The following is an 18,735-nucleotide window of genomic DNA, read 5'->3' as shown; positions in this document are numbered from 1 at the left end:
GCTCAGGCCGCCGGCCGAGGAGCTCAGGGCGTCGGCCGGCTGAGGTGCTTCGGGCGGCGCAGCCCGGCCTCCCGCAGGCGGGCGGAGAGCTCGCGGGACGACACCAGGGTGGCGCCGAGCCACAGCGCCATCGCGAAGCGTGACTCCGGGATGTCGTAGTGATCGCGGTCGAACCCGCGCCGGGGCGCGCCGAGCATCTCCGCGAAGACGTGCAGCTCGTCGAACGAGACGTCGCTGACCAGATGGGCCCAGAGGCGTCCCCGGGCCGGCCAGCGCGGCTCGTCGACGAGGATCACAGGTCGACGTGCAGCAGATCCGTCCCACGGTCCGCGGCGTACCCGCGTACGTCCGGAACGCCGAGCCGGGCCGCGTCCGCGGTGAGGTCGTCGGGCATCTTCTGCGACTGCCGTTCCGCCTCGACCCGCGCGAGGTAGTGCTCGATCTCGCGGGTCCGGACGGCCTCGTCCCAGCCCAGCGCGTCACCCATGACCTCGGCGGCGTGCCGGGCCGTCTCGGCGCCGCGGTGCGGGGTCTCGATGGAGATCCGGGTACGGCGGGTGAGCACGTCGTCGAGGTGCAGGGCACCCTCGGCGGTGGCCGCGTACGCGATCTCGGCCGCCAGATATTCGGGGGCACCGGTGAGCGGCGTGGCCAGCTCCGGCTCGGCCGCGATCATGGCGAGCAGGTGGACCGAGAGGGTGCCGTAGCGCTCCAGCAGGTGCTCGACCACCCCGGCCGTGACGCCGTGCCGCCGGGCGGTGTCCTGTCGGTCGCGCCACGCCGCCTCGTATCCGTCCGCGCCCAGCAGCGGGAGCTGGTCGGTGCGCGACGGCCGGTCGATGCCGAGGCGGCGCACCGCCCGGTCGATGACGTCGGCGGCCATCACCCGATAGGTCGTGTACTTGCCGCCGGCGACGAGCAGCAGCCCGAGCATGGGCTCGACCACGGCGTGCTCGCGGGACAGCTTCGAGGTCGAGTCGGCCTCGCCGGAGAGCAGGGGACGCAGGCCGGCGTAGACGCCCTCGATGTCGTCGGTGGTGAGCGGGCGGTCCAGCACCGTGTTGACCTGGTCGAGCAGGTAGCTGATGTCGCGGGCGGACGCGGCGGGGTGCGACCTGTCGAGCTCCCAGTCGGTGTCGGTGGTGCCGATGATCCAGTGGCCGCCCCACGGGATGACGAACAGGACCGACGTGGGTGTGCGCAGGATCAGCCCGGCGTCGCCGGTGATCGCCGAGCGCGGCACGACGAGGTGGACGCCCTTGGAGGCGCGGACCCGCAGGCCCGGGCGGACGCCGACGTCGCTGAGCATGCGTGACATGTCGTCGCTCCACACCCCGGTGGCGGCCACGACGGTGCGGGCGCGGACCTCGATCTCGGGTGAGCCGGGCGCCTCCAGGTCGCGGACCCGTACGCCGACGACCTCGCGCGCCTCGCGGATGAAGCCGGTGACCCGCGCGCTGGTCACCACGGCGGCGCCGAGGCTGGCGGCGGTCCGGGCCAGGTTGACCACCAGGCGGGCGTCGTCGACCTGCCCGTCGTAGTAGCGGATCGCTCCGGTGATGCGGTCCGCGCGCAGGCTGGGGAAGATGTGCCGCGCGCCGTCGCGGGTCAGGTGCCGGTGCAGCGGCATGCCGCGGCCCGAGCCGAATACGCCGGCGAACGCGTCGTACGCGGCGACGCCGAGCCCGTAGTAGAGGCGGTGCCACACGCGGGCGGGCGGCGAGGCCGGCTCGAGCGGCACCAGGATCGGCACCGGCCGCACGAGGTGCGGGGCGAGGCGGCTGGTGAGCAGGCCGCGCTCGGTCAGGGCCTCGTGCACGAGGTGCAGCTCGAGCTGCTCCAGGTAGCGCAGGCCGCCGTGGATCAGCTTGCTGGACCGGCTGGACGTGCCGGAGGCCAGGTCGCGTGCCTCGACGAGGGCCACGCTCAGGCCGCGCGAGGCGGCGTCCAGGGCCGCACCGGCGCCGGTGACACCGCCGCCGATGACGAGCACGTCGAACTGCTCGTCGCGCAGGCGCTTGAGGTCGGCGACGCGGCGGATCGGCGAGAGCCGCCCGGCCGAATACCGGGACACGGAGGGAGAACGCACGGTCCCACCGTAGCGCCGTCCGCGGTCCCATCGGAGAGGGATGTTTCTCAGCTCGATATGAGTTCGAGCATCTCGGCGACGGATCCCGCGGGGTCGGTGACCGGGAACTGGACCGCGCGGATCGTCGTGGTGTCGTCGACGAGCAGCGTCAGGCGCTTGAACCGGTCGGTGCCGGCGGCACGGAAGGTCGGCAGGCGCAGGCTCGCGGCAAGCTTGCCGTCGGTGTCCGACAGCAGCGGGAACGGCAGCTTCGCGTACGCCGCGAAGGCCTCGAGCTGATCCGGCCGCTGGGTGCTGACCCCGCGGATCTCGACGCCGTGCGCGGCGAAGTCGGCGGCCCGCGCGGCATAGGTGGCCGATTCGAGGGTGCAGCCGCCGGCCCCGGGGATGTCGCCCCAGCCGGGCGGATATTCCTGGGTCCCGGGGGCGTAGGCGCCGGGGAAGAAGTACAGCACCGTGGGCGCCTCGACCGTCAGGTGCGCGATCCGGCGGCCCACCAGAGCGTGCACGCGCTGCGCCTCGGCGGACGTGGGGGCGGCCGTCGCGGTCAGCGAGCCGTCGCCCATCACGTGCCGGGTGCCCCAGTCCTGCAGGGCGATGAGTACGGGCAGCAGCCCCTCGCCCTTGGCCGTCAGCAGGTAGTCGTAGCGGGGCGGATGCTCGGAATACGCCACCCGCCGCAGCACGCCGTGCTCGACCAGACCGCCGAGACGCTCGGTGAGCGCGCGACGGCTCATGCCCAGCTCCCGGTGCAGCGCGTCGAAGCGGGTCACCCCGCCGGCGATGTCGCGGACGACCAGGAAGGTCCACCAGTCCGACAGCACGCCGAGCGCCTGCGCGATGCCACAGTCCGCATCCGCCAGATCGACTCGTCGCACGCCGGCCAGTATAGTCCGTTCCAAAATGAAACTGACTCGATCGGGATGGGGAACCGTGAGCGTCTTCTGGCGGTGGTGGGCGGCCGGCACGACCAGCGGCCTGGGGTCGGCCATCGGGGGCGTGGCACTGCCACTGACGGCGCTGGCGGCTCTCGACGCCACCCCGTTCGAGATGGGCCTGATCGCCGCCGCGCGGTATGCCGCGTGGATCGTCATCGGGCTCCCGGCCGGGGTGATCGTGCAGCGCCTGCCGCTGCGCGGCGCCCAGGTCGGCGCGGACCTCGCGCGGGCGGCCGCGGTCGGCTCCATCCCGCTCGCCTGGTGGGCCGGACAGCTCACCATCGCCCAACTCGTCGTCGCGGCGCTGGTGATCAGCTTCGCGAACGTGATCTTCGACGTGGCGAACTCGACGTTCCTGCCGGAGATCGTGGACCGCGACCAGCTCCAGTCCCGCAACAGCCTCGCCTCGGGCACGCACGCCACCACCGAGCTGGGCGGGCCCTCCCTCGGCGGCGTCATCGTGCAGACGCTCGGCGCCGTCCCGACGCTGCTGGTCGACGCGGTCAGCTACCTGGTGTCGGCCCTCCTGCTGCGGACCCTGCCGGCCCGGCGGACCGCGCGGCCGGACCGGTGGCCGCCGGTCGGCGCGATGATCCGGGAGGGGTTCGCCTACGTCGTGCGGCACCCCGCGATGGGGCCGGGCATGTGGGCCGCCACCGCGGTCAACTTCGTCTGCGGCGCCCAGCTCGCCCTCTACCCGCTCTACCTGGTACGCGACCTGGACGCCGCCCCGGGACTGGTCGGCGTCCTGCTCGCCGCGGACGGCGTGGGCACCCTCATCGGCGCCGCGCTGACCACCCGGTTCACCGATGCGGCCGGCACCGCCCGCGGCCTGATCATCGCGGGATTCGTCGCCGTCGCCGGCGCGTTCGCAGTGCCCTGGGGCACGGGCACCGCCGCGTACGCATCCTTCGTGCTGGGCAATCTCGCCTTCTCCGCCGGCGTCGTGGTGCTGAGCGTGACGACCCGGACGTACCGTCAGCTCGCGAGCCCGCCAGAGCTGCTGAGCCGGGTGATGGCGACGGTCCGGTTCGTGTCCTGGGGCGCCATCCCGGTCGGCGGCCTGGTCGCCGGCGCGCTGGCCGGGCCGCTCGGCACCCGCGCCACGCTGCTCGCGCTCGCCGCGGTCACCGTCTGCGCACCCCTGGTCTGGCTGCTCTCGCCGGTCCGCGGCCTGCGCGACCTCCCCCTCCCGCAGCAAGAGGTTGTCGTTCGCTAGCAACGGCAAACGGGCCGCCCCCGAAGGGACGGCCCGTTTGAGGTGTAGCTGGTGGACTCAGAAGTCCATGTCTCCGCCGCCCGGAGCGCCGGCCGGGGCGGCCGCCTTCTCGGGCTTGTCCGCCACGACCGCCTCGGTCGTGAGGAACAGGGCGGCGATCGACGCGGCGTTCTGCAGCGCCGAGCGGGTGACCTTGGCCGGGTCGATGATGCCCGCGGCCAGCAGGTCCACGTACTCGCCGTTGGCGGCGTTGAGGCCCCAACCGGACTCGAGGTTGCGGACCTTCTCCACCACGACGCCGCCCTCGAGGCCGGCGTTCACGGCGATCTGACGCAGCGGGGCGTCGAGCGCGACCTTGACGATGTTGGCACCGGTGGCCTCGTCGCCGGACAGGTCCAGCTTGTCGAACGCGGTCTTGCCGGCCTGCACCAGCGCCACGCCACCGCCGGGCACGATGCCCTCCTCGACGGCCGCCTTCGCGTTGCGCACGGCGTCCTCGATGCGGTGCTTGCGCTCCTTGAGCTCGACCTCGGTGGCCGCGCCGACCTTGATGACCGCCACGCCGCCGGCCAGCTTGGCCAGGCGCTCCTGCAGCTTCTCGCGGTCGTAGTCGGAGTCCGACTTCTCGATCTCGGCGCGGATCTGGTTGACCCGGCCCTGGATCTGCTCGGCGTTGCCGGCACCGTCGACGATCGTCGTCTCGTCCTTGGTGATGACGACCTTGCGGGCCTGGCCCAGCAGGCTCAGGTCGGCGGCGTCGAGCTTGAGGCCGACCTCCTCGCTGATGACCGTGCCGCCGGTGAGGATGGCGATGTCGTCCAGCATGGCCTTGCGGCGGTCACCGAAGCCCGGGGCCTTGACGGCGACGGACTTGAAGGTGCCACGGACCTTGTTGACGACCAGGGTCGCCAGGGCCTCGCCCTCGACGTCCTCGGCGATGATGATCAGCGGCTTGCCGCCCTGCATGACCTTCTCGAGGACGGGCAGCAGGTCCTTGACCGCGGAGATCTTGCTGTTCGCGATGAGGATGTACGGGTCGTCGAAGACGGCCTCCATCCGCTCGGCGTCGGTCATGAAGTACGCCGAGATGTAGCCCTTGTCGAAGCGCATACCCTCGGTGAGCTCGAGCTCGAGCCCGAAGGTGTTGCTCTCCTCGACGGTGATGACGCCTTCCTTGCCGACCTTGTCCATGGCCTCGGCGATGATCTCGCCGACCGTGGAGTCACCGGCGGAGATGGAGGCGGTGGAGGCGATCTGCTCCTTGGTCTCCACGTCCTTGGCGAGCTGCGAGAGACCCTCGGAGACGCTGGCCACGGCGGCCTCGATGCCCCGCTTCAGGGCCATCGGGTTCGCGCCGGCCGCGACGTTGCGCAGACCCTCACGGACCAGCGCCTGGGCGAGGACGGTCGCCGTCGTCGTGCCGTCACCGGCAACGTCGTCGGTCTTCTTCGCGACCTCCTTGACCAGCTCGGCGCCGATCTTCTCGTAGGAGTCCTCGAGCTCGATCTCCTTGGCGATCGACACACCATCGTTGGTGATGGTGGGCGCGCCCCACTTCTTCTCGAGCACGACGTTGCGGCCCTTGGGGCCGAGCGTCACCTTGACGGCGTCGGCGAGCTGGTTCATGCCCCGCTCGAGGCCGCGACGAGCTTCCTCGTCGAATGCGATGATCTTGGCCATACGGCTGTGTCCTCCTGGACGTTCGCGGTGCCGGGCCTGCTCGGCCCCGCCCTCCGCACGGTGAGGAAACGCTGCGGACGTCACCACCTGGCGATGCGACGTCCTCAGGTCGAGCCGGATAGCCCGCGACGACCGGTCCCGTGCCCCGGCACCGATGGCGGCGCCGTGGCCGCGACCCCACCGTCCCGACCTGCTGGCACTCACATGTCGCGAGTGCCAAGGACTTGTTTAGCACTCTCGTGGGTCGAGTGCAAGGACAACGACCACCCGCGGGGGCCCCCGGAGGGGTCGGGCGGACCCGCCGGGATTCCGCGTCCCGCTTGCCTGGTCCGGCGTCACCGGGTAGGCAGGCAGCATGACCAGCACGCTGGCGCCGGCACTGACCGTGCACCGGGTGACACCCGGCGACGCGGCCCGGATGCGCGCGCTGCGGCTGGAGATGCTTGCCGACAGCCCGCTCGCATTCCTCGAGACGCTGGCACAGGCGGCGGCCCGGCCGCACGCCGACTACCGACGCCGGATCGTGCAGGCGTCGTCGGGGGTGCAGCTCGCCCAGTTCGTCGCCGACCCGGCGCCTCGACGCGGCGGGAGCACGAGGCCGGGCGACCGGCTGATCGGACACGCCGGCGGCACGGTGCTGCCCGAGGATCCGGCCGCGACGGTGGTCTTCGCGGTCTACGTCACACCGACGCACCGCGGCCGGGGAGTGCTCGCCTCCCTCGTGGAGGCGGTGGCCGAGTGGTCACTCTCGGCGGGTCGGCGGGAGCTCATGCTGGAGGTCGTGATCGGCAACGACCGGGCGGTCCGGGCCTACGAGCGACTGGGCTTCGAGGACACCGGGGTGCGGGTGCCGCACCCGGTCGTCCCCGGGCTGCGGGAGCTCCAGATGCGCCGCCGGGCATGACCACCGGGCCGTCCCGCCGGTGGCCGCTGGCGCGGTCCCTGCTCACGGCGGTCAACGGCACCACAGTGGCCGGCCTGGCCGTCGCCGTCCTCACCGGTGCGAGGATCCGCCGCGGGCGCGACGGCATCCTGGTCGCCGAGGGATACCGGCGCAGGCTGCCGCCCGCGACCTGCTTCACCGTCGGTTCGGTGATCATCACCCGCAGGACCGCGGAGTGGCTGCTGCACGAGGACCGCGCCGACCTGCTGGCCCACGAGAGCCGGCATGCGGGTCAGTACGCCGTCCTCGGCCCGCTGTTCTGGCCCGCCTACTGGGCGGCGTGCGGCTATTCGTGGATGGCGACGGGCAGTTACGGCAGCCGCAACGTCTTCGAGCGGCACGCCGGCCTCGACAAGGGCGGTTACGCGGAGGCGGCACTGCGTCCCTGGATCAGCAAACTGCTGCGGAAACGCTGAGAATTTGGTCGGGAGGACGCGCGCACAGCGCCTCCGGCACTGGGTCGTTGGGCCCCGAGAGATTGTCGCCAAGCTCGAAGGTGGGGCCACGTACGGCGTCGCGTCCTCCCGCGTAGAGCATCCTGCCGACCTCGAGATCCTCGCGCAAGCCCTCGCGGGAAGGAATTCCTGACGTACGGCAGATAGCTAGCTACACACTGTTATCCAAGCAGCCCGGCATCGCGCGCGCCGCGCAGCGAGGGCTTGATCCGGTGGGTCGGGCCGACCAGCTCGGAGACCGCGTCGATGGTCTTGAGGCCCTCGCCGGTGTTGTAGACGACCGTCTCCTTCTCGGGGTCGAGCTTGCCGCTCTCCACGAGCTTCTTCAGCACCGCCACGGTCGTGCCGCCGGCCGTCTCCGCGAAGATGCCGGTGGTCCGGGCGAGCAGGCGGATGCCTTCGCGGATCTCGTCGTCGTCGGCGTAGTCCATCCAGCCGCCGGTCCGCCGGACCGCCTCGATCGCGTACGCGCCCGCCGCCGGGTCCCCGATGTTCAGAGACTTCGCGATGCCGGTCGGCTTGACCGGAACGATCTGGTCGGTGCCGCCGTGCAGGGCGACGGCGATGGGGTTGCAGCCGGCCGACTGGGCGCCGAAGACCGTCCAGCCTCCCTCGGGCGCCTCGACCAGGCCGATCTCGACCAGCTCACTGAAGGCCTTGTCCACCTTGGTGAGCAGCTCCCCCGACGCCATCGGGATGACCACCTGGGCGGGGATGCGCCAGCCGAGCTGCTCGGCCACCTCGTAGCCGAGGGTCTTGGAGCCCTCGGCGTAGAACGGGCGCACGTTGACGTTGACGAACGCGGTGTCCTCGAACTCGTCGGTGTCCACGAGCTCGCTGCAGAGCCGGTTGACGTCGTCGTACGAGCCCTCGATCGCCACCAGGTCGCCGCCGTACACCGCCGAGGTGATGACCTTGCCGGGCTCGAGGTCGCTCGGGATGAAGACGATGCTCGGCACTCCGGCGCGGGCGGCGTGCGCGGCCACGGAGTTGGCCAGGTTGCCCGTGGAGGCGCAGGCGAAGCGGGTGAAGCCGAGCTCCCGGGCGGCGGTGAGGGCGACGGAGACGACCCGGTCCTTGAACGAGTGGGTCGGATTGGCCGAGTCGTCCTTGACCCACAGCGGCGCGCGCAAGCCGATCTCCGCGGCCAGGGCGGGCGCCTCGACCAGCGGGGTCAGCCCCGGGTCGAGGGTGACCCGGGTGGACGGGTCCTGGCCGGCGGGCAGCAGGGCGGCGTAGCGCCAGATGTTCTGCGGGCCGGCCTCGATCCGCTCCCGGGTGACGGTGGCGAGGGCGGCGGCGTCGTACGCGACTTCCAGCGGTCCGAAGCACTCGTAGCACGCGTGCTGGGCGGCGAGGGGGAACTCCGTGCCGCAGCCGCGGCAGACGAGGGCGCGGGCGGGGCTGGTGGCGGGGGCGTCGACGGTCGACGTCATGCGAGGCTCCTTCTCATCTTTCCCGGGCACGGTCGGCGGCTCCGGGACGGAATTAGCACCTGCCGCGCGCTGGCCTCGTCATCGAGTCGAGCGCGGTGGTTGCCGGGGCGTCATCGGGCCGTATCCCTCAGCCCCTCTGGATGAGGTATTCAGTTGTGTTACCGCCACCTTACGTGGCCGCTTCGGTAAGCCGAGGGGAACGTCCCAGGTTGTGAGCACTTGGGGTGGCGCCGGGTGCATAGGGTGACGAAGGTCATTCCCACTAGGCGGGGAGGTTCGGCTTGAGCGCCGTCCTTGAGATCCAGGGTCTGCAGAAGACCTACCGCAGCCGCAAGGGGGTACGCCGGGCGCTCGACGGCTTCGACATGGTCGTCGAGGCGGGACAGGTGCACGGGTTCCTCGGCCCCAACGGCTCCGGCAAGACCACCACACTGCGGACCCTTCTCGGCCTGATCCGGCCCAACGGGGGCCGGATGGCGATCCTCGGCCGCGAGGTGCCCGCGGCGCTGCCCGAGGTCGCCGGCTCGGTCGGGGCGATCGTCGAGAGCCCGCAGTTCTTCGCCAACTTCACCGCGCAGGACACGCTGCGGCTGCTGGCCGACGCGGGCGGCGTCGAGCCGGCCCGGGTCTTCGAGGTGCTGGAGCTGGTCGGGCTGCGCGACCGGGCCACCGACCGGGTCAAGACGTACTCGCTCGGCATGAAGCAGCGCCTCGCCGTGGCGTCCGCGCTGCTCAAGAACCCCAAGCTGCTGATTCTCGACGAGCCCGCGAACGGTCTCGACCCCGGCGGCATCCGCGAGATGCGCACGCTGATGCGCAACCTCGCCGAGTCGGGCATGACCGTGGTGCTTTCCAGCCACATCCTGGCCGAGATCCAGCTCATCTGCGACTCGGTGACGATCATCGCGGCCGGGCGGCGGGTGGCGGCCGGGGCCGTCGCCGACGTGCTCGCCCAGCACGCCTCGTCGTCCGTACGCGTGCGCCTGGAGTCGGCTGCCGACCTCGCGGCCTCGGCCGGGGCCCTGCGTCAGCTCGGCGCCCAGGTCACCGTCGAGAGCGACCACCTCATGGTGAGCGGACTCGACCGGCCCAGCGCGATCACCCGGGTCCTCGCCGGCAACGGCGTCTTCGTCTCCGAGCTCAGCCCGGTCTCGGTCGACCTGGAGAGTGTCTTCCTCGAGCTCACCGGCACCGCGCCGGTCGAGGGCGAGCACCGGCAAGTGGATCAGACGGTCATGGCCCCGGCGGGTCCGGCGCAGGGTGGGTGGGGACATTGAGCCTGTACACAGCGGAGACTCGCCGGTTCACCAAGCGCCGCTTCACCCGCTTCTTCGTCCTGGGCCTCCTCGTCGTGCTCGCGGCGATCGCGGTCGGCATGTTCTTCACCAACGAGAAGGCCACCCCCGCGGTGGTCGCGGCGGCCGAACAGGAGGCCGAGCGCGCATACCAGAATGACCTGGTCATGGCCGCCGAGGGGAACAAGGCCTGCGCGGCGCAACCGAGTTCGGGCTGCATGGAGTGGACACCGTCCCGGGAGGACTACCGGGCCGAGCACTACATGCCGTCCACCTTCGATTTCCGCGAGCACTTCGGACCGATGGCGACAACGCTCGCCGCGCTCCTCGCCGTGGCGGCGTTCGTCCTCGGCGCGTCCTTCGTGGGCGCGGAGTGGAACAGCGGCGGCATGATGAACCTCCTGCTGTGGCGGCCGCAGCGGCTCAAGGTGCTGACCACCAAGCTGGCCGCCCTGCTCGCCACGCTGACCGGATTGACCGTGGTGCTCTCCGCGGTCTGGACCGGCGCCTTCGCGGCGATCGCGAGCCTGCGGGGCTCGCTGGACAGCATGACGGCGGGGGCGTGGCAGTCGATCCTGCTCATGGAGCTGCGCGGGCTGGTGCTCGTGCTCGCCGCCGGCGCGATCGGCTTCGGGCTGGCGTCGATCGGCCGGCACACGGCCGTGGCCATGGGTGTCGCGATCGGCGTCGTCGTGCTGTTCCAGTTCGGGCTCGGCACGGTGCTGTCGCTGGCCAAGGTCAAGTTCCTGGAGGCGTACCTGATCCCGTCCTGGATGATCGCCTGGATGGACAAGTCCATCGAGCTGCAGGACTGGAACGCGCCCTGCCTCAACTCGCCGACCGGCTGCGAACCGCCGACGATGACCCTCACCTGGCCGATGGCCGGCGGCGTGTTCGCCGCCGTGGTGGTCCTCGTGCTCGGCACTGCAATGTGGACTATGCGTAACCGGGATATCACCTGAGGTAACTTCGCGGGAAGGCGCGCGGCGGGCATCGCCGACTGCCACTATGGTGGCGTTCCCCTCCGCGCGGCCTTCCACCACTCCGAGGTAACCCATGCAGCCCGACGCCGCCCTCAACGAGCAGCAGCACGTGCCGGCCCCTCGCGACGCCGAGGAGGCCGGCCTCGGCACCGACGTCCCGCAACCGCCCGCCCTGACCGACCGCGAGCAGCAGATCCTCGCCTTCGAGCAGAAGTGGTGGAAGCACGCCGGCTCCAAGGAGCAGGCGATCCGTGACACCTTCGAGCTCTCGTCGACCCGCTACTACCAGATCCTCAACGCCCTGCTGGACAATCCGGCCGCCCTGGCACACGACCCGGTCCTGGTCGGCCGCCTGCGCCGCCTCCGCTCCACCCGGGCCCGCACCAGACGCCGCTGATCGGCGTCCTGCCCGCGAACGGCGCTCAACGGCGCTCCAGCCGGCGACGCGTCTCGTCACACGCGGGCCGCCGGCCCGGCACGTCCTCGAACGGGACCCCGTCGGCGGTCAACCGGATCCGCACCCAGCTCATGAGCGCGCTAACCGGCCGCGCGGGTGGCGGCGTACGCCTCGAGCCAGGCCACCTGGGCCGGGTCAAGCGAGGCGCGGACCCGCTTGCGGGCCGTCGCCACGTGGCCGGCGGTCACCGTCGTCGCCTCGAGGGACTCGCGCATGGCGGCCAGGGCCGCCTCGCGGATCAGGGCCGCGCAGTCCGCCGCCGAGAAGCCCTCCAGCTCCGCGCCGAGCACGTCGAGATCCACGGTCTCGTCCAGCGGCACCGACCTCGACGACGCCCGCAGGATCGCCGCGCGGGCGTCGCCGTCCGGCGGTGGCACGAAGACCAGACGCTCCAGGCGGCCGGGGCGCAGCAGTGCCGGGTCGATCAGGTCCGGGCGGTTGGTGGCGCCGATGACCACGACGTTGCGCAACGTCTCCACGCCGTCCAGCTCGGTCAGCAGCGCGGCGACGACGCGGTCGGTCGTGCCGCCGTCGGTCGCCTGGCCGCGGGTCGGTGCCAGGGCGTCCACCTCGTCCAGGAACACCAGGGTGGGCGCGGCCTCGCGGGCACGGCGGAACAGCTCCCGCACCGCGCGTTCGCTGTCGCCGACCCACTTGCTCAGCAGCTCGGCGCCCTTGACCGACAGGACGTTGGCTTTGCCCGTACCCGCGATGGCCTTGACCAGATAGGTCTTGCCGCAGCCGGGCGGGCCGTAGAGCAGCACGCCGCGCGGCGGTTGGACGCCGAGGCGCGCGAACGTGTCCGGGTAGGTCAGCGGCCAGAGCACCGATTCCGTGAGCACCTGCTTCACGTCGGTCAGGTCACCGACGTCATCGAGGGTCACCTGGGCGACCTCGAGCGTCGACTCGGCCATCGACGTCGGCCGGACCACGTCCAGCGCGGCCTCGAAGTCGGCCATGGCCACGGTGGGCGACTCCGCGTCCTTCTGCCGCAGCGCCGCGCGGACCCCGGCCTCGCGGGCCAGGGCGCCGAGATCGGCGGCGACGAATCCGGGGGTGCGCCCGGCGACGTCGTCCAGCCGCACGTCCTCGGCCAGCGGCATCCCGCGGGTGAGCACGCGCAACTGCTCCCGCCGCATGGCCTCGTCCGGCAGCGGCACGGCAAGCTGCACCGCCAACAGGTCGGGCGCGCGCAGCGACGGGTCGACGGCCTCCGGCCGGCTGGTCGTGCAGACCACCGCCGCCCCGCCGCGGACCAGCTCGGACAGCACCTGCCGGAAGACCGTGGCGAGCGGGCCCGCCTCGTCGCGGGGCGCGAGGGCCTCGACGTCGGCGACCAGCAGCACCGCCGGGCCGCCGGCCCGTACGTCGCGCGCCAGCGCCCGCAGCCGGGTCGCGGCGGCGTCGTTCGTCAGTGCCGCCAGCTCCGGCGCCCACACCGGCAGCACGGTCGCCCCGACGCTCGCCGCGACGGCGCGGACGAGCGCCGACTTGCCCGAACCGGCCGGGCCGGACAGCAGGACGCCGAGGGAGACGGTGGTGCCGAGCCGGCCCAGCACCTCACCGTGGTGGAAGCCGAGGTCGAGCAGCTCGGTCAGCTCGTGCGCCTGGGCGCGCAGCCCCGGCAGGTCGTCCAGGCTCGGCGGCGCCGTGTGCGGGTCGGTGGACGCCGGCTCGGTACGGTCCGGCTCGGCCGTGGGCGTGGCCGGCGACGACGACGGGCCGTCCCGCCAGCCCACGACCGTGTCCATGGTGACCAGCGCGGCATCGCCGTCCGCGACCTCGACCACCTGGAGCAGAGCGCTGGTCCAGGCGTAACCGACCCGGTTGGCGAGGCTGCGCCGGGCCGCCTCGACCAGCGACCGGTGCGACGCCTCCGGCAGCACGTCCTGCGGCAGCAGGGAGACGTCGTCGCCCGCGCTGACCACCTTGCCCAGCAGCGCCAGGCGCAGCATCTCGGGCGAGACCAGCGCCACGATCTCGACCGGGCCGGAGAGGGTCACCCGGCGCGCGCCCACGACGGGCACGGGGGTGACGGTCACCTGAGCGCCGTCCCGCAGGCCGAGGTTGCCGATGGTGAGGTCGTCGGCGTAGAGCAGCGCACGGCTGGCACCCGCCTCGGCCCGGGCGGCGATGCCCGCGGTGGTGCGACGGCCGGTCAGCCGCAGCGGGTCGCCCGGGTTGACGGCGAGCGCGGCCATCACCTCGGGGTGCAGTCGTACGATGCCCCGGCGTGCATCGAGAGCCGCCGGCCGCTGGGTCACGGTCAGCGTGAGATCGTCTGGCACCGCGGGGCCTTCCGTCGGGACGAGGGGGACTAGGTTGACACGCTATCGCCGTCAGTCGCCCCGGGGAGGCACCGCACCATGAGGCTCCGCCACGCCGCGCCCGTTCTGGCCGCGCTGACCCTGCTCGGCCTCGCCGCCTGTGGCGACGACCCGGACGACAAAGGCACGCCGCCTCCGGTGCCGCCCGCCGTATCCGTCGGCGCCTCCCCGGCCGCGGCTTCCGGTGGCACGCCAGGGGCTTCCGGCCGCCCGGCATCGCCACAGGACGCCCCGACGGAGGGCACGTCCTCGCAGCGGCCGCCGAAGAAGGACGGCGGGGCTCTCCAGGGCCCGGTGGGCAGGAGCGTGGCGCCGCGCTAGCGGCGCGGAACCGGGTTCACAGCTCCCGCTCAGCGGCCCGCCGCTAGCGTGGGGCCCATGCGTGCCCTGATCAAGCTGCGTCGTGCCCTGCCCCGCCCGACGCGGCGGAGGGTCGTCGGGGGCGCCGTGATCCTCGTGCTGGTGGCCGCCCTGGTGACCTGGGCGGTCCTGCCCGAGCGCCGGTCCTGGACGGCGAGCGACCAGCGCGTCACCGTGCTGTCCGGGCCCTCGGGCACCGAGCCCGTCGCCCTCGACACCCGGTTCTACCTCCCCAAGGGCCGCGACGGGAAGGTGCCGGCGGTGTTGCTGGCCCACGGCTTCGGGGGCACGAAGAACTCGGTCAGCGCCGACGCGGAGTCCCTGGCCGACCGCGGGTACGCCGTGCTGACCTGGACGGCCCGCGGCTTCGGCGCCAGCGGCGGGCAGATCCACCTGGACAGCCCCGACCACGAGGTGAAGGACGCCCAGCGGCTGCTCGACTGGCTCGCCGCGCGCCCGGAGATCCGCACCGACGCGAGCGGTGACCCCCGGGTCGGCGTCGTCGGCGGCTCGTACGGCGGCGCCCTCGCCCTCCTCCTCGCCGGCCGGGACCCGCGCGTCGACGCGATCGTCCCGCTGATCACCTGGAACGATCTCGGCACCGCGTTCTTCCCGCAGTCGGCCACCGGCGTCACCGACCCCGGCGTGTTCAAGAAGGCCTGGGCGGGTCTCTTCTTCGGCAACGCGGCGCCGACACAGTCCGGCTCGTCGTCCGGCTCGCCGTCGGGCTCGTCGTCGGGCTCGTCGTCGCGCAGCGCCTCGTCACCGTTGCCGACCGGGCGGCCCGCCGAGGGCGGCGACCCGGCGTGCGGGCGGTTCGCCGCCTCCGTCTGCGCGGCGTACCTGAAGATGGCCACCACGGGAACGCCGGACGCGGAGACCGCCGCGCTGCTGCGCCGCTCCAGCCCGGCCTCGGTGCTGGACCGGATCAAGGCACCCACCCTGCTGATCCAGGGCGCGGTCGACACCCTCTTCCCGCTCTCCGAGGCGGACGCCAACGCCCGCGGCATCGCGCAGACCGGCACGACCGTCCGCGTCGCCTGGTTCACCGGCGGACACGACGGCGGTTCGGGCCCCCAGACGGACCAGGACCGGACCAAGTTCCTCACCGCACAGTGGCTGGACCACTACGTCAAGGGCGAGGGCGAGGCACCGGCGACGAGCTTCACCTACTCGCGGGTCGCCGGGTTCAGTGCCCTCGACCGCGGGTTGGTGACGAACGGATACTCCGACCCCGTCTACCCCGGCCTGGGCGGGACCGGCCGCACCGAGGTCACCGTCCGCGGCTCGGCGCAGCCGATCGCCAACCCGCCGAACGGCAATCCGGGTGCCCTGTCCTCGCTGCCGGGCGTCGGCGGGCAGGTCAGCACCTTCCTCGGCCGGTTCGCGGGCGACCTGCCCGGCCAGCACGCGACGTTCGACTCCGCGCCGGTCGCCGACGCGATCGAGGTGGTCGGGGCGCCGACCGTACGGTTGCGGATGGCCTCGCCGACCGGCACAGCGACGGTCTTCGTCAAGCTCTTCGACGTCGACCCGAAGGGCACCGCGACGCTCAGCGGCGGGCTGGTCGCGCCGGTCCGGCTGACCGGGCTGCCGGCCGACATCGCCTCGGCCCGCCCGGTCACCGTGACGCTGCCGGCCATGGTGCGACGCATCGACGCGGGCCACACCGTACGGGTGGTCGTCGCCACCTCGGACCAGGCGTTCCTCACCCCCGCCCCACCCGCGGTCTACACAGTCGCGGTGGAGCCGGCGGTGAGCCTGCCCACGGTGGTGGGCTCGCCGATCGCCAACCCCCAGGTCGTCTGGCGCTGGGTGCTGCTCGGCGTGCTGGGCGTGATCGTGCTGGGTCTCGCCGCGGTGCTCGTGCTGCGCCGCCGCCGGGAGATCCCGCCGGTCGCCGAGTTCGCGGACACGCCGCTGGTGGTCCGCGACCTGCGCAAGGCCTACGACGACGGGTTCGTCGCCGTGGAACGGGTCGGCTTCCGGGTCGAACGGGGGCAGGTCGTGGGCCTGCTGGGCCCCAACGGTGCCGGAAAGACCACCACCCTGCGCGTGCTCATGGGCCTGACGATGCCGACCTCGGGCGACGCGCTGGTGTTCGGGCGGCCGCTCGTGCCGGGCTCGCCGATCCTGTCCCGCGTCGGCGCGCTGGTCGAGGGGCCGGGCTTCCTGCCGCACCTCAGCGGCTACGAGAACCTGAGGGCGTACTGGCAGGCGACCGGAAGGCCGCTCGAGGACGCGCGCTTCGAAGAGGCGCTGGAGATCGCCGGGCTGGGCGACTCGGTGCACCGGCGTACCAAGAACTACAGCCACGGCATGCGCCAGCGCCTGGCGATCGCGCAGGCGATGCTGGGGCTGCCCGAGCTGCTGGTGCTGGACGAGCCGACGGACGGCCTCGACCCGCCGCAGATCGCCGAGATGCGCCGCGTGCTGCGCCGCTACGCCACCGATGGACGGGCCGTCCTGGTCTCCAGCCACCTGCTGGCCGAGGTCGAGCAGACCTGCACCCACGCCGTGGTGGTGAACAAGGGACGCATCGTCGCGGCCGGCCCGGTCGACGACATCGTCGGCGAGTCGCCGTCGGTGCAGCTCTCGGTCTCCGACGTGGTGGCGGCGACGACCGTGCTGGAGGGACTGGACGTGCGCTCGGTGACGCCCGACGGCGCTTCGGACCTGATCGTCGACATGAACGGCACGCCCCGCGAGGAGGTGGTGGCCTCCCTCGTGCGCGCCGGCGTCGGCGTGGACCGGGTGGTGCCGCGCCGCCGCCTCGAGGACGCGTTCCTGGCCCTGGTGGGCGACAACTCGCGGGGAAGTGGAGACCGATGAGCAGTGCGGCTACCGGCTACAAGGCGTCGGCCACCCTGCCGCTGCGGGCCGAGATCAGGCGCCAGGCGACGCGGCGGCGTACCCATCTGGCCCTGGGCTTCATGGTCCTGCTACCGCTGATCATCCTGCTCGCCTTCGAGTTCGGCGGGGGCGACGACGATGACAACGGCGGCGGCTCGTTCGCCTCGCTGGTCGACCTGGCCACCTCGGGCGGTCTGAACTTCGCGCTGTTCAGCATCTTCGTCTCGGCCAGCTTCCTGGTGGTCGTGGTCGTGGCCCTGTTCTGCGGCGACACCGTGGCGTCGGAGGCGAGCTGGGGAAGCCTGCGCTACCTGCTCGCGGTCCCCGTGCCTCGCGCGCGACTGCTCGGCGTGAAGCTCGTGGTGGCGCTCGGCTACTCGCTGACCGCGCTGCTGACGCTGGGCGCGACGGCGCTGCTGGTGGGCACCCTGCGATACGGCTGGCATCCGCTGGGCAGCACGGTCGCGGCGGAGATCCCGGCCGGCGAGGGCGTGCTGCGGCTCCTGGCGATCCTGGGTTACCTGGCGGTGACGCTGCTCGGCGTGGCCGGGCTCGCCTTCCTGCTGTCGGTGCTGACGGACGCCGCGTTGGGCGCGGTCGGCGGCGCGGTCCTGCTCTGGATCCTGTCGAGCATCCTCGACCAGATCACGGCGCTGGGCTCGCTGCGCAACTTCCTGCCGACCCACTTCAGCGACGCCTGGTTGGGCCTGCTGTCCACCCCGATGCAGACCGACGACGTGGTCAAGGGCGCGATCTCGTCGGTGTGTTACGCGACGCTGTTCTGGTCGGTGGCCTTCTACCGCTTCACCCGCAAGGACGTGACCTCGTGAGCGTCGCCCGCAACGGAAAGATCGAGATTGCGTACGAGGTGTTCGGCCCGCCCGACGGTGAGCCGCTGCTGCTCGTCAGCGCCACCGAGGCCCAGATGGTGATGTATCCGCAGGACCTCTGCATGGCACTGGTCGGCGCCGGTTTCCGGGTGGTCCGCTTCGACAACCGGGACGCCGGACTGTCCACCCACCTCGTCGGCCGGCCCGCGCCCGCACCCTTCCTGGCCGCGCTGCGCCCTTCCATGGCGCCGTACCGGCTGACCGACATGGCCGCCGACGCGATGGCGGTGCTGGATGCGCTGGGCTGGGAGTCCGCACACGTGGCCGGCTCGTCGATGGGCGGCATGATCGCGCAGACCGTCGCGATCGCGTGTCCGTCCCGGGTCCGCAGCCTGACCTCGATCTCCTCCACGCCGTCCGTGCGTGTCGGCGCCCGCCCGCCGCTGAAGGTGCTGCGTGCCATGACGAAGCTGCTGGCCCGGCCGGTGCGCAGCGCGGAGGAGGCCGGCGAGCGCGAGGTGGCGATCTACCGGCTCATGGGATCGCCCGGCTATCCGCTGGACGAGGCCATGGCCCACGGAATCGGTCGGGAGGCGTACGAGCGCCACCCCACCGATCCCATGAGCGGCCGCCGACAGCGCGCGGCGGTCGCCGCGTCGGACGACCGGCGCCCCGCGCTGTCCCGGTTGCGGATGCCGGCCCTCGTGATCCACGGGGACGAGGACGTGATGATGCGACCCCGGGCGGGACGCGCGACGGCCGAGGCGATTCCGGGTGCGCGGCTGGTCTCCTACCCGGGCATGGGCCATGACCTTCCGCGGGCACTCTGGCCCGCGGTCGTCGAGGAGCTGCGCAAGCTGGCCGCCTGAT

16 protein-coding genes and 1 riboswitch are annotated in these 18,735 nt (G+C 72.6%); of the genes, 10 read left to right on the top strand and 6 right to left on the bottom strand.

Annotation, left to right across the window (positions count from 1 at the left end; all coding sequences use genetic code 11):
* Positions 1-23: 23 nt before the first annotated feature.
* The 3 genes from EDD30_RS22440 to EDD30_RS22430 all read right to left on the bottom strand — a co-directional run bounded on the left by EDD30_RS22440 (position 24) and on the right by EDD30_RS22430 (position 2,967).
* A complete protein-coding gene (locus EDD30_RS22440) occupies positions 24-296 on the bottom strand; it encodes a DUF4031 domain-containing protein (RefSeq protein WP_071809614.1) in 273 nt (90 codons plus the stop codon).
* On the bottom strand, positions 293-2,074 hold the full coding sequence (locus EDD30_RS22435) for a glycerol-3-phosphate dehydrogenase/oxidase (protein ID WP_170047699.1): 1,782 nt from the start codon (positions 2,072-2,074) through the stop codon (positions 293-295). Before EDD30_RS22435 ends, EDD30_RS22440 begins: the two co-directional genes overlap by 4 nt.
* Positions 2,075-2,136: 62 nt before the next feature.
* A complete protein-coding gene (locus tag EDD30_RS22430) occupies positions 2,137-2,967 on the bottom strand; it encodes a winged helix-turn-helix transcriptional regulator (RefSeq protein WP_071809616.1) in 831 nt (276 codons plus the stop codon).
* Between the two features lie 25 nt (positions 2,968-2,992).
* On the opposite strand from EDD30_RS22430, the gene EDD30_RS22425 reads away from it, so the two are divergent.
* Positions 2,993-4,246 carry an MFS transporter gene (locus EDD30_RS22425; RefSeq protein ID WP_071809617.1) on the top strand — a complete coding sequence of 418 codons (1,254 nt, stop codon included), beginning with the start codon at positions 2,993-2,995 and terminating at the stop codon, positions 4,244-4,246.
* Between the two features lie 57 nt (positions 4,247-4,303).
* Here EDD30_RS22425 and groL read toward each other — a convergent pair whose 3' ends face one another.
* Entirely contained in the window at positions 4,304-5,926 is a 1,623-nt protein-coding gene (gene groL / locus EDD30_RS22420; protein ID WP_071809618.1) for a chaperonin GroEL, read from the bottom strand.
* A gap of 355 nt (positions 5,927-6,281) precedes the next feature.
* Between groL and EDD30_RS22415 the strand changes: the two genes are divergently transcribed.
* Positions 6,282-6,830 (top strand): GNAT family N-acetyltransferase, encoded by a 549-nt coding sequence (locus EDD30_RS22415; RefSeq protein ID WP_071809619.1) that lies wholly within the window; start codon positions 6,282-6,284, stop codon positions 6,828-6,830.
* The gene (locus EDD30_RS22410; RefSeq protein WP_071809620.1) at positions 6,827-7,285 is read left to right on the top strand and encodes a hypothetical protein; all 459 of its coding nucleotides are present in this window, start codon (positions 6,827-6,829) and stop codon (positions 7,283-7,285) included. The genes EDD30_RS22415 and EDD30_RS22410 overlap by 4 nt, the downstream gene beginning before the upstream one ends.
* A 200-nt stretch (positions 7,286-7,485) precedes the next feature.
* Here EDD30_RS22410 and thrC read toward each other — a convergent pair whose 3' ends face one another.
* On the bottom strand, positions 7,486-8,760 hold the full coding sequence (gene thrC / locus EDD30_RS22405) for a threonine synthase (protein WP_071809621.1): 1,275 nt from the start codon (positions 8,758-8,760) through the stop codon (positions 7,486-7,488).
* Between the two features lie 10 nt (positions 8,761-8,770).
* Positions 8,771-8,907: riboswitch (SAM riboswitch) on the bottom strand.
* 134 nt (positions 8,908-9,041) lie between these two features.
* On the opposite strand from thrC, the gene EDD30_RS22400 reads away from it, so the two are divergent.
* The 3 genes from EDD30_RS22400 to EDD30_RS22390 all read left to right on the top strand — a co-directional run bounded on the left by EDD30_RS22400 (position 9,042) and on the right by EDD30_RS22390 (position 11,435).
* Positions 9,042-10,037, top strand: coding sequence for an ATP-binding cassette domain-containing protein (locus EDD30_RS22400; protein WP_071809622.1), 996 nt, complete (start codon positions 9,042-9,044; stop codon positions 10,035-10,037).
* Positions 10,034-11,017, top strand: a complete 984-nt coding sequence (locus tag EDD30_RS22395) for an ABC transporter permease subunit (protein WP_071809623.1) — start codon at positions 10,034-10,036, stop codon at positions 11,015-11,017. The genes EDD30_RS22400 and EDD30_RS22395 overlap by 4 nt, the downstream gene beginning before the upstream one ends.
* A gap of 94 nt (positions 11,018-11,111) precedes the next feature.
* Entirely contained in the window at positions 11,112-11,435 is a 324-nt protein-coding gene (locus EDD30_RS22390) for a DUF3263 domain-containing protein (RefSeq protein WP_071809624.1), read from the top strand.
* Between the two features lie 140 nt (positions 11,436-11,575).
* Here EDD30_RS22390 and EDD30_RS22385 read toward each other — a convergent pair whose 3' ends face one another.
* Positions 11,576-13,783, bottom strand: a complete 2,208-nt coding sequence (locus EDD30_RS22385) for an AAA family ATPase (RefSeq protein WP_071809625.1) — start codon at positions 13,781-13,783, stop codon at positions 11,576-11,578.
* A 78-nt stretch (positions 13,784-13,861) separates the two neighbouring features.
* Between EDD30_RS22385 and EDD30_RS38400 the strand changes: the two genes are divergently transcribed.
* From EDD30_RS38400 to EDD30_RS22370, 4 genes are read left to right on the top strand one after another with little or no spacing between them, the layout of a single operon-like run.
* On the top strand, positions 13,862-14,143 hold the full coding sequence (locus EDD30_RS38400; protein ID WP_143163049.1) for a hypothetical protein: 282 nt from the start codon (positions 13,862-13,864) through the stop codon (positions 14,141-14,143).
* A 57-nt stretch (positions 14,144-14,200) separates the two neighbouring features.
* Positions 14,201-17,014, top strand: coding sequence for an alpha/beta fold hydrolase (locus EDD30_RS22380; protein WP_071809626.1), 2,814 nt, complete (start codon positions 14,201-14,203; stop codon positions 17,012-17,014).
* Entirely contained in the window at positions 17,011-17,865 is an 855-nt protein-coding gene (locus EDD30_RS22375) for an ABC transporter permease (protein WP_071809627.1), read from the top strand. Before EDD30_RS22380 ends, EDD30_RS22375 begins: the two co-directional genes overlap by 4 nt.
* A complete protein-coding gene (locus EDD30_RS22370; RefSeq protein WP_071809628.1) occupies positions 17,862-18,734 on the top strand; it encodes an alpha/beta fold hydrolase in 873 nt (290 codons plus the stop codon). Before EDD30_RS22375 ends, EDD30_RS22370 begins: the two co-directional genes overlap by 4 nt.
* Position 18,735: the final 1 nt, after the last annotated feature.

Origin of the sequence: Couchioplanes caeruleus (assembly GCF_003751945.1) — a bacterium.
In the GTDB taxonomy this organism is placed as follows: domain Bacteria; phylum Actinomycetota; class Actinomycetes; order Mycobacteriales; family Micromonosporaceae; genus Actinoplanes; species Actinoplanes caeruleus.
The sequence above is the reverse complement of the archived record's forward strand: the minus strand, read 5'-3'. Positions and strand labels throughout refer to the sequence as shown.

Bases quoted from the DNA above. Each gene is read 5' to 3' on its own strand.
- EDD30_RS22390 (WP_071809624.1), top strand. From the start codon at position 11,112: ATGCAGCCCGACGCCGCCCTCAACGAGCAGCAGCACGTGCCGGCCCCT.
- thrC (WP_071809621.1), bottom strand. From the start codon at position 8,760: ATGACGTCGACCGTCGACGCCCCCGCCACCAGCCCCGCCCGCGCCCTC.
- EDD30_RS38400 (WP_143163049.1), top strand. From the start codon at position 13,862: ATGAGGCTCCGCCACGCCGCGCCCGTTCTGGCCGCGCTGACCCTGCTC.
- groL (WP_071809618.1), bottom strand. From the start codon at position 5,926: ATGGCCAAGATCATCGCATTCGACGAGGAAGCTCGTCGCGGCCTCGAG.
- EDD30_RS22375 (WP_071809627.1), top strand. From the start codon at position 17,011: ATGAGCAGTGCGGCTACCGGCTACAAGGCGTCGGCCACCCTGCCGCTG.
- EDD30_RS22415 (WP_071809619.1), top strand. From the start codon at position 6,282: ATGACCAGCACGCTGGCGCCGGCACTGACCGTGCACCGGGTGACACCC.
- EDD30_RS22380 (WP_071809626.1), top strand. From the start codon at position 14,201: ATGCGTGCCCTGATCAAGCTGCGTCGTGCCCTGCCCCGCCCGACGCGG.
- EDD30_RS22425 (WP_071809617.1), top strand. From the start codon at position 2,993: ATGAAACTGACTCGATCGGGATGGGGAACCGTGAGCGTCTTCTGGCGG.
- EDD30_RS22410 (WP_071809620.1), top strand. From the start codon at position 6,827: ATGACCACCGGGCCGTCCCGCCGGTGGCCGCTGGCGCGGTCCCTGCTC.